13 protein-coding genes are annotated in these 12,197 nt (G+C 73.3%); 10 read left to right on the top strand and 3 right to left on the bottom strand.

What is annotated here, in order from left to right:
• Positions 1-23: 23 nt before the first annotated feature.
• On the top strand, positions 24-1,292 hold the full coding sequence (gene hutI, locus ACQPW6_RS13230; protein WP_433889789.1) for an imidazolonepropionase: 1,269 nt from the start codon (positions 24-26) through the stop codon (positions 1,290-1,292).
• A gap of 33 nt (positions 1,293-1,325) precedes the next feature.
• Here the strand turns inward: hutI and ACQPW6_RS13225 are convergent, their stop codons facing one another.
• Entirely contained in the window at positions 1,326-2,177 is an 852-nt protein-coding gene (locus tag ACQPW6_RS13225; RefSeq protein WP_433889788.1) for an RNA polymerase sigma factor SigF, read from the bottom strand.
• Positions 2,178-2,406: 229 nt separating this feature from the next.
• Here ACQPW6_RS13225 and ACQPW6_RS13220 point away from each other — a divergent pair, with 229 nt between their 5' ends.
• Positions 2,407-2,775 (top strand): STAS domain-containing protein, encoded by a 369-nt coding sequence (locus ACQPW6_RS13220; protein ID WP_433889787.1) that lies wholly within the window; start codon positions 2,407-2,409, stop codon positions 2,773-2,775.
• A gap of 139 nt (positions 2,776-2,914) precedes the next feature.
• Positions 2,915-3,451 carry an ATP-binding protein gene (locus ACQPW6_RS13215; protein ID WP_433889786.1) on the top strand — a complete coding sequence of 179 codons (537 nt, stop codon included), beginning with the start codon at positions 2,915-2,917 and terminating at the stop codon, positions 3,449-3,451.
• Between the two features lie 93 nt (positions 3,452-3,544).
• On the opposite strand, the gene ACQPW6_RS13210 is transcribed toward ACQPW6_RS13215, so the two are convergent.
• Entirely contained in the window at positions 3,545-5,152 is a 1,608-nt protein-coding gene (locus tag ACQPW6_RS13210; protein WP_433889785.1) for a PLP-dependent aminotransferase family protein, read from the bottom strand.
• Positions 5,153-5,199: 47 nt separating this feature from the next.
• Between ACQPW6_RS13210 and ACQPW6_RS13205 the strand changes: the two genes are divergently transcribed.
• The 3 genes from ACQPW6_RS13205 to ACQPW6_RS13195 all read left to right on the top strand — a co-directional run bounded on the left by ACQPW6_RS13205 (position 5,200) and on the right by ACQPW6_RS13195 (position 7,775).
• Positions 5,200-5,691 (top strand): carboxymuconolactone decarboxylase family protein, encoded by a 492-nt coding sequence (locus ACQPW6_RS13205; protein ID WP_433889784.1) that lies wholly within the window; start codon positions 5,200-5,202, stop codon positions 5,689-5,691.
• 128 nt (positions 5,692-5,819) lie between these two features.
• Positions 5,820-6,494, top strand: coding sequence for a response regulator transcription factor (locus ACQPW6_RS13200; protein ID WP_433889783.1), 675 nt, complete (start codon positions 5,820-5,822; stop codon positions 6,492-6,494).
• 12 nt (positions 6,495-6,506) lie between these two features.
• Complete coding sequence (locus tag ACQPW6_RS13195) at positions 6,507-7,775, top strand: ATP-binding protein (protein ID WP_433889782.1); 1,269 nt, start codon at positions 6,507-6,509, stop codon at positions 7,773-7,775.
• A gap of 39 nt (positions 7,776-7,814) precedes the next feature.
• Here ACQPW6_RS13195 and ACQPW6_RS13190 read toward each other — a convergent pair whose 3' ends face one another.
• Entirely contained in the window at positions 7,815-8,354 is a 540-nt protein-coding gene (locus ACQPW6_RS13190; RefSeq protein ID WP_433889781.1) for a GtrA family protein, read from the bottom strand.
• Positions 8,355-8,614: 260 nt separating this feature from the next.
• Here ACQPW6_RS13190 and ACQPW6_RS13185 point away from each other — a divergent pair, with 260 nt between their 5' ends.
• The 4 genes from ACQPW6_RS13185 to ACQPW6_RS13170 all read left to right on the top strand — a co-directional run bounded on the left by ACQPW6_RS13185 (position 8,615) and on the right by ACQPW6_RS13170 (position 12,193).
• Positions 8,615-9,766: a 5-(carboxyamino)imidazole ribonucleotide synthase gene (locus tag ACQPW6_RS13185; protein WP_433889780.1), complete on the top strand. Its 1,152-nt coding sequence runs from the start codon at positions 8,615-8,617 to the stop codon at positions 9,764-9,766.
• Complete coding sequence (gene purE / locus ACQPW6_RS13180; RefSeq protein ID WP_433889779.1) at positions 9,759-10,328, top strand: 5-(carboxyamino)imidazole ribonucleotide mutase; 570 nt, start codon at positions 9,759-9,761, stop codon at positions 10,326-10,328. The genes ACQPW6_RS13185 and purE overlap by 8 nt, the downstream gene beginning before the upstream one ends.
• A 68-nt stretch (positions 10,329-10,396) precedes the next feature.
• A complete protein-coding gene (locus tag ACQPW6_RS13175; RefSeq protein ID WP_433889778.1) occupies positions 10,397-11,587 on the top strand; it encodes a dipeptidase in 1,191 nt (396 codons plus the stop codon).
• Positions 11,588-11,701: 114 nt separating this feature from the next.
• Positions 11,702-12,193, top strand: coding sequence for a hypothetical protein (locus ACQPW6_RS13170; RefSeq protein ID WP_433889777.1), 492 nt, complete (start codon positions 11,702-11,704; stop codon positions 12,191-12,193).
• Positions 12,194-12,197: the final 4 nt, after the last annotated feature.

The raw sequence follows: 12,197 nt of genomic DNA, 5'->3' as shown, positions 1-12,197 counted from the left end.
CGGGCACCCCCGGAGAGCACGCGATGACCGAAGCCGGCCCCAGCACGCCCAGCGCCAGCACGGCCAGCACCAGCACGTACGGCAGCAGCATCGGCCGTCCCGGCAGAGCCGGCAGCACCGTCATCACCCACATCGGCAGCCTGGTCACCAACGATCCCTCTCTCCCCGCCGCGCACGGACTCCTCGGTCTGATCGAGGACGACACCGCCGTCGTCATCGACAACGGCCGCATCGCCTGGATCGGTGCCTCCAGCAAAGCACCCCCCACTGACAACCGGTTCGACGCGGCCGGCCGCGCGCTGCTGCCCGGCTTCGTGGACTCCCACTCGCACCTGGTCTTCGCCGGCGACCGCAGCGCGGAGTTCGCCGCCCGGATGAGCGGCAGCCCGTACGGCGCCGGCGGCATCCGCACCACCGTGGCCGCCACCCGCGCCGCCACCGACGAGCAGCTGTCGGCGAACGTCGGCCGGCTGGTGGCCGAGGCGCTCTACCAGGGCACCACCACCCTGGAGACCAAGTCCGGCTACGGCCTCACCGTGCACGACGAGGCCCGCGCGCTGCGGGTCGCCGCCCGGCACACCGACGAGGTCACCTACCTGGGCGCGCACGTGGTGCCGCCGGAGTTCGCCGCCGACCCGGCCGGCTACGTCGAGCTGGTCACCGGCCCGATGCTGGACGCCTGCGCCCCGCACGCCCGCTGGATCGACGCCTTCTGCGAGCGCGGCGCCTTCGACGGCGACCAGGCCAGGGCGGTGCTCACCGCGGGCGCGGCCCGCGGCCTGATCCCACGGGTGCACGCCAACCAGCTCGGCCAGGGCCCCGGCGTGCGGCTGGCGGTCGAGCTGGGCGCCGCCTCCGCCGACCACTGCACGCACCTGGACGACGCCGACGTGACCGCGCTCGCCGACGCCCGCGACACCACCGTGGCGACGCTGCTGCCGGGAGCGGAGTTCAGCACCCGGGCCCGCTACCCCGACGCCCGCCGGCTGCTCGACGCGGGCGCCACCGTGGCGCTGTCCACCGACTGCAACCCGGGCTCGTCCTACACGAGTTCGATGCCCTTCTGCGTGGCCGTCGCCGTCCGCGACATGCGGATGACCCCGGACGAGGCGGTCAGGGCCGCGACATACGGCGGCGCGCGCGCCCTGCGCCGTACCGACATCGGTACCGTCACGCCGGGCGCGCGCGCCGACCTGCTGCTGCTCGACGCCCCGAGCCATCTGCACCTGGCCTACCGCCCGGGAGTCCCGCTGGCGGCGGCGGTGTGGAAAGACGGCCGGCGCGCCGCCTAGCAGGCCGACGCGCCGTCCTCGTACGTCCCGGGGCTACTCCTCGACCATCAGCCCCCGGCGCAGCCGCGACAGCGTCCGGGTCAGCAGCCGCGACACGTGCATCTGCGAGATGCCCAGCTCCTCGCCGATCTCGGACTGGGTGAGGTTGCCGACGAAGCGCAGCGACAGGATGGTCCGGTCGCGCAGCGGCAGCCCGGCGATCAGCGGCTTGAGCGACTCCAGGTACTCCACGCCCTCCAGGTCGCCGTCCTCGTAGCCGATCCGGTCGGCGAGCGCGCCCTCCGGGTCGTCCTCGGCGGGCTGCGCGTCCAGCGAGCTGGCGGTGTACGCGTTGCTCGCCGCCATGCCCTCGATGATCTCGTGCTCGGGCAGGTCGAGCCGCTCGGCCAGTTCGCGGACGGTCGGGGTGCGGTCCAGCTTCTGGGCCAGCTCGTCGCCGGCCTTGGCCAGGTCCAGGCGCAGTTCCTGGAGCCGCCGCGGTACCCGTACCGACCAGCTGGTGTCCCGGAAGAAGCGCTTGATCTCGCCCACGATGGTCGGCATCGCGAAGGTCGGGAACTCCACCCCGCGGCTGAGCTCGAACCGGTCGATCGCCTTGATCAGGCCGATCGTGCCGACCTGGATGATGTCCTCCATCGGCTCGCTGCGGGTGCGGAACCTGGACGCGGCGAACTTCACCAGGGCGAGGTTGAGTTCGACCAGTGTGTTGCGGACGTACGAGTAGTCCGCGGTGCCCTCCTCCAGCGACTGGAGGCGGGCGAAGAGCGTCTTGGACAGCGCCCGCGCGTCCACCGCCCCGATGCTTTCGTACGGTGGAATCTCCGGGAGTCCGTCGAGACCCTCGAGCTGCTCCTGCTCATGATCCAGGCCGAGCCGGGGTGTCATGTGCTCCTCCCTCATGTGCGGCGGTAGGCGATGCCGATGCCGTATCTCCACCCCTACCCCTTCTACGGGGGATGCCGCAAGTTTTCGGCGACGAACTTCCGTACTGCGAAAACCTGGCGCCGTCCCCGGTACCGTCGCACGTCAGAGCCCTCACACCGTGACTACCGCCCCACCCGCCGAACGCGTAGGGTCGGAAGGCGCGTCACCGCAGATTGACGAAGGAGCGCAAATGGACCGCGAAGCGGTCGGCACCGCCGGCCTGGGCCGGCTGCATGTCGAGGTCAGACAGGACGGCCGGACCGCGGTCCTCACACCGGCGGGAGAGCTCGACCACCACACCGCCGACCTGCTGAGCGAGCCGCTGGGGGCGGCCGTGGACGCCGGGGTCAAGCGGCTGGTGATCGACTGCTCCGAGCTGGAGTTCTGCGACTCCACCGGGCTGAACGTGCTGCTCGGCGCCCGGCTGCGGGCCGAGGCGGCCGGCGGCGAGGTGCTGCTCGCGGCCATGCGCCCGACCGTCGCCCGGGTCTTCGAGATCACCGGCGCGGAAGCGGTGTTCACGATCTATGACGCGCTTGACCAGGCACTTCAGGAATAGCGTGGTGCGAACGGGGGCTGTGAGGCGTGAGTGGCGAGTGCCGGGTGCGCGATGTTTCGGGTGACGCGGGTGGTTTCCCGGAGATCCACCGGGCAGAAGACTGTCGAAACCAGTCGGACATCCGTGAGGTGAGGCCCTGATGAGCACCACCCGGCCCTTCCCCGCTGATGACCGCGGATCCGACGCGGAGAACGCGGAATCGGGTACGGCCGGCACCGGCGGTTCCGGTTCCGGGCCCGGGAAGGCCGATGCGAACGCGTACTCGTCAGAGGTGCGACGGCTCACGCTGGCGCCCGACGAGACCGGCATCGTGCCGCGGGCCCGTGACTTCACCCGGCAGGCGCTGCGCGACTGGGGCTGGCTGCCCGCCCGCTCCGAGGACCGCACGGCCGCCGCCGAGGACGTACTGCTGGTGGTGTCCGAGCTGGTCACCAACGCCTGCCTGCACGCGGGCGGCCCCGAGGAGCTGCGGCTGCGGCTCAGCGCGAAGGCCGTCAGGCTCGAAGTGGCCGACGGCGGCCCCGGCGAGCCGGCTCCCCGCACCCCGCACCGTGCCGGGCGTCCCGGCGGGCACGGGATGTTCATCGTGCAGCGGCTGTGCCTCGACTGGGGCGTGATCCGGCACACGGACCGGGTCGGCAAGACGGTGTGGGCGGAGCTGGCCGCGCCTTCTTGAAGGCGCCGCTTTCCGCCGCGCACGGCCCCGGGGCGCGCCTTTCCCAAGCGCGCGCCGTCGGAGTACGGGTACCCCTCACGTCCGCCCTCCCGGTCAGCCGCCCGCTCGCCGCACCGGCCCCCGCAGCACCCGCACCAGCGCGTCCAGGGCCGCCGGATAGCCGCCCTCGCCCGGTTTGCCGTAGCCGACGATCAGCCCCTGCGGCCGGCCCGCGCCAGCGTCTGAACGACCACCCGTACCGCCCTTATCGCCCGTACCGTCCGCACCCTCGTCCGCCGCGTGCCAGTGGCTGCCGAGCTCGCCGACCGCCAGCCCGAGCGCCGCGGCCCGCCGCAGCACCTCCCGCTCGTCCGGCCCGCCGGCCGGCAGCGTGACCAGCGCGTGCAGCCCGGCCGCGATGCCCTCCACCGCCAGGCAGCCCGCCCCGGACGCCGCCGGCCAGCCCACCCCGGCCGCCGCCGTGCCGTCCGCCCTGGACCCCGCCGGCCCCACCAGCCGCTCGACCAGCAGGTCGCGCCGCCGCCGGTAGCGCAGCCGGGCCGCCCGCACATGCCGGTCATACCCATGGCTGCTGATCAGATCGGCCAGCGCGAGCTGCCCGATCGCCCCGGTGTGGTGGTCGCTGTACAGCTTCACCTCGGCCACCGGGTCCACCAGCCGGGCCGGCAGCACCATCCAGCCGAGCCGCAGCGCGGGCCCCAGCGTCTTGGACGCCGTGCCCAGGTAGACGACGTGGTCGGGCGCCATCCCCTGTAAAGCGCCGACCGGCTGCCGGTCGTAGCGGAACTCGCCGTCGTAGTCGTCCTCGACCAGCACGCCGCCGCCGGACCTGGCCCACGCCGTGAACTCCTGCCGCCTGGCGGGGTGCAGCGTGACCCCGGTCGGGTACTGGTGCGCCGGGGTGAGCACCGCCGCGTCCACCCCGCCGAGCACGGCGGTCACATCGGTACGCGCGCCGTCCTCGTCGGTCGGCAGCGGCACCACCCTGCCGCCGTTCCGGCGCACCACCTCGCGGTGGAACGGCAGCCCCGGGTCCTCCATGGCGAACACCGGGGCGCGGCCGCCGCCGAGCGCCCGCACCAGCAGCGCGAGGCTCTGCACGTAGCCGGAGGTGATCACGATCCGCCCGGGGTCGGCCAGCACCCCGCGGGTGCGCCCCAGGTACTCCGCGAGCGCCTCCCGCAGCTCGCTCCGGCCCCGCGGGTCGCCGTAGTCGTACGCGGCCGAGGGCGCGCCCGCCAGCGCCCTCCTGGTGGCCCGCAGCCAGGCCGCGGTGGGGAACGACGTCACGTCGGGGCTGCCGGGCCGCAGGTCGTGCCGGGGCGGCCTGGCCGCGGGGGCGCCGCCGGAGGGCGCGGCGGCCGGCGCGGGCCGGGCGGCCACCACCGTGCCCGAGCCCTGCCGGGCGGTCAGGTAGCCCTCGGCGGTGAGCTGGTCGTACGCCGCTTTGACGGTGCCGCGGGACAGCCCGGTCTCCGCGGCGAACTTCCGGGTGGACGGCAGCCGGGTGCCCGGGGCCAGCCGGCCGGCCCTGACGGCGTCCCGCAGCGCCCGTTCGAGCGCGGCCCGCAGCCCGCCTGCGGCCTCGCCGCCGCCCTCGGCGTCACCCGCGCCCCCTGCGTCACCCCTGCCCAGATCCAGGTGCAGATCCACGCCCGAGCCGAGCCGGACACCGCGCGAAGTGGGCCAGGATTCAGACACGAAACTGGATCTTATCGGCGATCCAATCCAGCCGTAGGTTGGATGTCATGAGCACCGAGACCACCACCAGCGCCGACACCGCGGCCGCCCTCGTCGTCCCCGCCGCCCGCCTCGCCGTGGACACCCTGGCCCCGCACATCAACCGCGCCATGAGCGCCCTGGACGCCGCATCCCGCAAGGTGAGCCTGGAGGCCCCGCTGCTGGAGCTGGTCAGGGCCCGCGCCTCGCAGCTCAACGGCTGCGCCTACTGCGTGGACACCCACTCCAAGGACGCCAGGGACGGCGGCGAGAGCGAGCGCAGGCTGTACGCGCTGCCGGTGTGGCGGGAGACCCCGTTCTTCACCGCCCGCGAGCGGGCCGCGCTGGCCCTCACCGAGGCCGCCACCCGGCTCACCGACGGCGGCGTCAGCGACGACGTCTTCGGCGAGGCCGCCGCTCACTTCACCGAGACCGAGCTCGCCGAACTGATCTGGACCATCACCGTCATCAACGCCTGGAACCGGCTCGGCGCCACCGCCCGGCCGTGGTCGCTGGACTGAGCCCGGCAACCGCGCGGCCCGGTCGCGGCGCCGCGCGGCCCGGTCGCGGCAACCGCGCGGCCCGGTCCGGCGACCGAGCCGCGCACCGGGACATCGGTTACATGGGCTTGCGGTCTACCATCAAGCCCATGACCCGCGTACTTCTCGCCGAGGACGACGCATCCATCTCGGAACCGCTCGCGCGCGCCCTGCGCCGCGAGGGGTACGAGGTCGAGGTGCGCGAGGACGGACCCACCGCCCTGGAGGCGGCGCTGCTTGGCGCCATCGACCTGGTGGTGCTCGACCTGGGCCTGCCCGGGATGGACGGCCTTGACGTCTGCCGCCGGATCCGCACCGAAGGGCACACCTTCCCGGTGCTGGTGCTGACCGCGAGGGCGGACGAGGTGGACACCGTCGTCGGCCTCGACGCCGGCGCCGACGACTACGTCACCAAGCCGTTCCGGCTGGCCGAACTGCTGGCCCGGGTGCGGGCGCTGCTGCGCCGCGGCACCACCGAGCCCGCCCAGCCCGCCACCCACGGCGTCCGGATCGACGTCGAGTCGCACCGGGCCTGGATGGGCGAGGAGGAACTCCAGCTCACCGCCAAGGAGTTCGACCTGCTGCGGGTGCTGGTACGGGACGCGGGCCGGGTGGTCACCCGCGAGCAGCTGATGCGCGAGGTGTGGGACACCACCTGGTGGTCGTCCACCAAGACCCTCGACATGCACATCTCCTGGCTGCGCAAGAAGCTCGGCGACGACGCGGCCAACCCCCGGTACATCTCCACCGTCCGCGGTGTCGGGTTCCGGTTCGAGAAGAACTGACCCGCGGCCTCCATGCGCCGCCGCCTGATCACCTCCACGCTGGCCGTGGTGCTGGTCGTCATCGCCGTGTTCGGGCTCTCCCTGGTGATCGTGGAGTCCAGGACGATCGAGAGCAGTGCCCGCGACGGCGTGGAGTCCGAGGCGGTCCGGCTCGTCGGCATCGTGGAGAACCGGCTGCTGGCCGGCGAGAGCGTGGACGAGAAGGGCCTTGACCGGCAGATCTCCGCCGACCGCTACGCCGTGGTGCGCGTTCCCGGCCATCCGGTGGTCACCCTCGGCGACAAGCCCAAGGGCAAGGTCATCTCCTCCGGCGAGCACGGCGACCACGGCGAGTCCGTGCAGGTCGAGGAGGCCCGCTCCAAGGTCAGCCAGGAGATCGGCCGCACGCTGCTGGTGATCCTGGCCGTGGCGCTGCTCGCCGTCCTGGCGGCCGTCGCGCTGGCCGTCCTGCAGGCCCGGCGGCTGTCCAGCCCGCTCACCGACCTGGCGGGCACCGCCGAACGCCTCGGCTCCGGCGACCCGCGCCCCCGGCACCGCCGCTACGGCGTCCCCGAGCTGGACCGGATCGCCGACGTGCTGGACGCCAGCGCCGACCGGATCGGCCGGATGCTGACCGCCGAACGCCGGCTGGCCGCCGACGCCTCGCACCAGCTGCGCACCCCGCTGACGGCGCTGTCGATGCGGCTTGAGGAGATCGTCGCCACCGCCGACGACGAGGACGCGGTCAAGGAGGAGGCGACCATCGCGCTCGGCCAGGTCGAGCGGCTCACCGATGTGGTGCAGCGGCTGCTCACCAACGCGCGCGACCCCCGGTCCGGCTCCGCGGTGGACTTCGACCTCGACGAGGTGATCAAGCAGCAGGTGGAGGAGTGGCGGCCGGCCTACCAGAACGAGGGCCGGGCCATCGTCCGCACCGGCACCCCGGCGCTGCGCGCGGTGGGCACGCCCGGCGCGGTGGCGCAGGTGCTCGCCACGCTGATCGAGAACGCGCTGATGCACGGGGCCGGCACGGTGGGCCTGCGGACCCGGGTCACCGGCAACCAGGCGGTGGTGGAGGTGACCGACGACGGCCCCGGGGTGCCGCCGGACCTCGGCGCGCGGGTCTTCGAGCGGACGGTCAGCGGCCGCAACTCCACCGGGCTCGGCCTCGCGGTGGCCCGCGACCTGGCGGAGGCGGACGGCGGGCGGCTGGAACTGCTCCAGCAGCGTCCGCCGGTCTTCGCGCTCTTCCTGTCCCGGGAGATCCTGCCGCCGCCGCCCCGCGAGAAGGTCGTCAGCTGAGGGCGGGGCTCGCGGGGGGCGTATCCAGCGGTCTGATCGTCAGCTGATCGCCTTGCGGCGCTTGACCGCCGCCGCCTTCGGCTGCTCCTCGTTCAGGAACGCCTCCGCCTGCTCCACGGCCTCGCGGGCCGGCAGCGCCCGGAACACCCAGGTGCGGTAGGACCAGAACCGGAACAGCGTGGCGATCCCGATGCCGAGGAACTTGAAGACGTTGCTCTGCAGCTGGCTGTCCCAGTCGAAGCCGTACGTCGCCGTGTACAGCACGCCGTTCTCGATCACCAACCCGACCGCGCTGAACAGCAGGAACAGCGTCAGCTCCTTGGTGCGCGCCGACTTGTCGCGATCCCGGTAGGTGAAGTACCGAAAGCCCACGTAGTTGAACACGATCGAGACCATCGTGGCCACGATCGACGCCCGTACGGTGTGCAGGTCGGTGCTGTGCCGCACCCAGTTGAACACCCCGATGTTGACCAGGACGCCCACCGCACCCACGGCCCCGAACTTCGCGATCTCGCGGTAGACCAGCCGCAGCCGGACGCGGAGTCCTTGGAGTCCCTGCAGTCCTCGCGGTGCGCTCATGGTGTCTGCTCGGCCCTGTCTGTGGGTGGTGTGCGATCGTCCGTCCGGCCCCGGCCAGTGCTTCCGGGTCTGCTCTGTCTGACGTGAGACGGGCGGGGTTCGTTCCCTCGGGTGGGGCGTTTGGTCCACCTCATGCTATCCAAGCGCCGGGGCCGCCGCCCGGGACGTCGGGCGTCGTTCATGTGCTCGTACGCCGGATACCCTGGAAAGGCCAATACAAGGGGGCTTCCGGTTCCCACGCACCTCCGGCAGGAAAAAACGTGACATTCCCCGTAGTCGGCATGGTCGGCGGCGGCCAGCTGGCCCGCATGACCCACGAGGCGGGCATCCCGCTCGGCATCCGGTTCAGGATCCTCAGCGACACCCCGCAGGATTCCGCGGCCCAGGTGGTGGCCGACGTCACTGTCGGCGACTACCGCGACCTGGCGGTGCTGCGGGCCTTCGCGGCCGGCTGCGACGTCCTCACGTTCGACCACGAGCACGTGCCGACCGAGCACCTGCGCGCCCTGGAGGCCGACGGCGTCGTCGTGCGGCCCGGCCCCGCCGCGCTGCTCTACGCGCAGGACAAGGCCGCCATGCGGGTCCGGCTCGCCGAGATCGGGGCGCCCTGCCCGCGCAACCGGATCGTCGCCGGCCCGGCGGAGGTCACCGCCTTCGCCGAGTCCGTCGGCGGCTACCCGGTGGTGCTGAAGACCGCGCGCGGCGGCTACGACGGCAAGGGCGTGTGGATCGTCCGGTCGGAGGCGGAGGCCGCCGAGCCGTTCCGGGCCGAGGTGCCCGTGCTGGCCGAGGAGAAGGTGGACTTCGTCCGCGAGCTGGCCGCCAACGTGGTCCGCTCGCCGCACGGCCAGGCCGTCGCCTACCCGGTGGTGGAGTCCGTGCAGGTCGACGGCGTCTGCGACACCGTGATCGCGCCCGCGCCCGAGCTGGCCGAGGAGCTGTCCGCGCGGGCCCAGCAGCTGGCGCTGACCATCGCCCGGGAGCTGGACGTGGTCGGCCACCTCGCCGTGGAGCTGTTCGAGACCCGCGGCGCGGACGGCACCCCCGGCATCCTGGTCAACGAGCTGGCGATGCGCCCGCACAACAGCGGCCACTGGACGATGGACGGCGCGGTCACCTCGCAGTTCGCCAACCACCTGCGCGCCGTGCTCGACCTGCCGCTCGGCGACCCGCGCCCGCGGGCCCGCTGGACGGTGATGGCCAACGTGCTCGGCGGCGACTACCCCGACATGTACCCGGCGTATCTGCACTGCATGGCCCGCGACCCCGGCCTGAAGATCCACATGTACGGCAAGGACGTGAAGCCGGGCCGCAAGGTCGGCCACGTCAACACCTACGGCGACGACCTGGCGCAGGTGCGCGAGCGCGCCCGCCACGCGGCCGACTACCTGCGAGGAACGATCGATGAGTAGTCCGCAGAGCAGCGGTGGGTCCGGGAGCGACGGGTCCGAGGGCGGCCCGCTGGTCGGCATCGCGATGGGCTCCGACTCCGACTGGGCGGTCATGGAGGCCGCGGCCCAGGCGCTGGACGAGTTCTCCGTGCCCTACGAGGTCGACGTGCTGTCCGCGCACCGGATGCCGCGCGAGATGATCGCCTACGGCGAGCAGGCCGCCGGGCGCGGCCTGAAGGTGCTGATCGGCGCCGCCGGCGGCGCCGCGCACCTGCCGGGCATGCTCGCCTCGGTCACCACGCTGCCGGTGATCGGCGTGCCGGTGCCGCTGAAGTACCTGGACGGCATGGATTCGCTGCTGTCCATCGTGCAGATGCCGGCCGGGGTGCCGGTCGCCACCGTCTCGGTGGCGGGCGCGCGCAACGCCGGACTGCTCGCCGTCCGGATGCTGGCCGCGTTCGACGCGGAGCTGACGGCGCGGATGAGCGAGTTCCAGCAGTCGCTGAACGACCAGGCGACCGAGAAGGGCCGCCGGCTGCGTGCGAAGGTGGAGGGGTCCACCGGCTTCGGCTTCGGCGACTGAGGGCGGCCCCGTCGGGCCGCTCCGGGGCCGGCGCCTTCGTGCCGGCCCTTCCCGCAACGGAGACCCTGTTGACGTCCTCGCCCGCCGCCCGCGCCCGTGAACTGCTCGCCGCCCACCCCGTGGTGGACGGGCACAACGACCTGCCGTGGGCGCTGCGCGAGCAGGTCGGCTACGACCTGGACCGGCTCGACATCGCCGAGGACCAGCGCTCCCGCACCCACACCGACATCCCGCGGCTGCGGGCCGGCGGCGTCGGGGCGCAGTTCTGGTCGGTCTACGTTCCGGTGTCGCTGACCGGCGCCGCGGCCGTCACCGCGACCCTCGAACAGATCGACGTCGTGCACCGGATGGCCGAGCGCTACCCGGCCGATCTGCGGCTCGCGCTGACCGCCGACGACATGGAGGCGGCCCGCGCCGAGGGCCGGATCGCGTCCCTGATGGGCGCGGAGGGCGGCCACTCCATCGACTGCTCGCTGGGCGTGCTGCGCGACCTGTACGCGCTGGGCGTGCGCTACATGACGCTCACCCACAACGACAACACCCCGTGGGCCGACTCCGCCACCGACACCCCGGCGCACGGCGGGCTCACCGCGTTCGGCGAGCAGGTCGTACGGGAGATGAACCGGCTGGGCATGCTGGTGGACCTCTCGCACGTCTCGGCCGACACGATGCGGGACGCGCTGCGGGTCAGCGAGGCCCCCGTGCTCTTCTCGCACTCCTCCTCGCGCGCGGTCTGCGACCACGTCCGCAACATCCCCGACGACATGCTGGCGCTGCTGCCGGCCAACGGGGGAGTGGCGATGGCCACGTTCGTGCCGAAGTTCATCCTGCCGGCCGCGATCGAGTGGACGCTGGAGGCCGACGCGAACATGGTGGCGAACGGTTTCGACCGGCTCGACACCACCCCGGCCGGGATGGCCGTGCAGCACGCCTTCGAGGCCGCGCGTCCGCGCCCGCAGGCGACCGCGGCGACGGTCGCCGACCACCTGGACCACATGCGGGAGGTGGCCGGCATCGACCACCTGGGCGTCGGCGGCGACTTCGACGGCACCGCGTTCACCCCGGCCGACCTGTCCGACGTCGCCTCCTACCCGAACCTGATCGCCGAACTCCTCACCCGGGGCTGGTCGGACGCGGATCTGGCGAAGCTGACGTGGCGGAACGCGGTGCGGGTGCTGCGGGACGCGCAGGCGGTGGCGGGGACGCTGCGCGCGAAGCGGCCGGCGTCGGCGGCGCGGTTCACGGATCTCACGGGCTGAGGGGCGGCGGCTGGCGGGCGCGGGCTGGCGGCCTGATGCGCGCCGGGTGGCGGCTGGCAGAATGGGAGGCGCGGTGCCGCGCGGCCAAGTGCGGTGCCACGCACGGGGGTTGAGATGAACAGCTCGGGCCACCTACCCGTTCCGATCGTCGTCGTGCTGCTCATCTGCCTGCTGCTGTACTGGCAGTTGCCCGCGCGCCCGGTGCGCAACGCCGCTTCGACGGCCGGACCGGCGGCCCTCGCCGCGTTGGGCGTCGCCGGGATCGCCTACGCCTTCGTCACCGCCGCCGACTCCCGCCCGGTGACCGTCTCGCTCGTGTTCTGGCTGCTGGTGAGCCTGGCCGTGTCAGCCGCCCTCGCCGCGGCCCGGACCCGCACCGTACGGGTCTGGCGCGCCTCCGAGGGCGAGGAGGACGTGCTCCGCAAGGGCACGGGGCTGACCGCGGCGCTGTGGGTGGCATCGGTCGTCGCGCACCTGTTCATGGGCCTGTGGATCGACCCCGCGGCCGGAGCGGGTTCGATCGGAGACGTGTCCCTCTACCCCTACCTGGCGTTCGGCCTGGCCGCCCAGGCGGTGCTGATCCGCAGGCGCGCCGCGACGCTGTGAGCCC

Source organism: Streptomyces sp. CA-111067, from assembly GCF_050956065.1.
In the GTDB taxonomy this organism is placed as follows: domain Bacteria; phylum Actinomycetota; class Actinomycetes; order Streptomycetales; family Streptomycetaceae; genus Actinacidiphila.
Note: the sequence above shows the minus strand (reverse complement) of the source record. Positions and strands in the feature narration are given on the sequence as shown.

Bases quoted from the DNA above. Each gene is read 5' to 3' on its own strand.
- ACQPW6_RS13200 (WP_433889783.1), top strand. From the start codon at position 5,820: ATGACCCGCGTACTTCTCGCCGAGGACGACGCATCCATCTCGGAACCG.
- hutI (WP_433889789.1), top strand. From the start codon at position 24: ATGACCGAAGCCGGCCCCAGCACGCCCAGCGCCAGCACGGCCAGCACC.
- ACQPW6_RS13190 (WP_433889781.1), bottom strand. From the start codon at position 8,354: ATGAGCGCACCGCGAGGACTGCAGGGACTCCAAGGACTCCGCGTCCGG.
- ACQPW6_RS13225 (WP_433889788.1), bottom strand. From the start codon at position 2,177: ATGACACCCCGGCTCGGCCTGGATCATGAGCAGGAGCAGCTCGAGGGT.
- ACQPW6_RS13220 (WP_433889787.1), top strand. From the start codon at position 2,407: ATGGACCGCGAAGCGGTCGGCACCGCCGGCCTGGGCCGGCTGCATGTC.
- ACQPW6_RS13195 (WP_433889782.1), top strand. From the start codon at position 6,507: ATGCGCCGCCGCCTGATCACCTCCACGCTGGCCGTGGTGCTGGTCGTC.
- ACQPW6_RS13170 (WP_433889777.1), top strand. From the start codon at position 11,702: ATGAACAGCTCGGGCCACCTACCCGTTCCGATCGTCGTCGTGCTGCTC.
- ACQPW6_RS13215 (WP_433889786.1), top strand. From the start codon at position 2,915: ATGAGCACCACCCGGCCCTTCCCCGCTGATGACCGCGGATCCGACGCG.
- purE (WP_433889779.1), top strand. From the start codon at position 9,759: ATGAGTAGTCCGCAGAGCAGCGGTGGGTCCGGGAGCGACGGGTCCGAG.
- ACQPW6_RS13205 (WP_433889784.1), top strand. From the start codon at position 5,200: ATGAGCACCGAGACCACCACCAGCGCCGACACCGCGGCCGCCCTCGTC.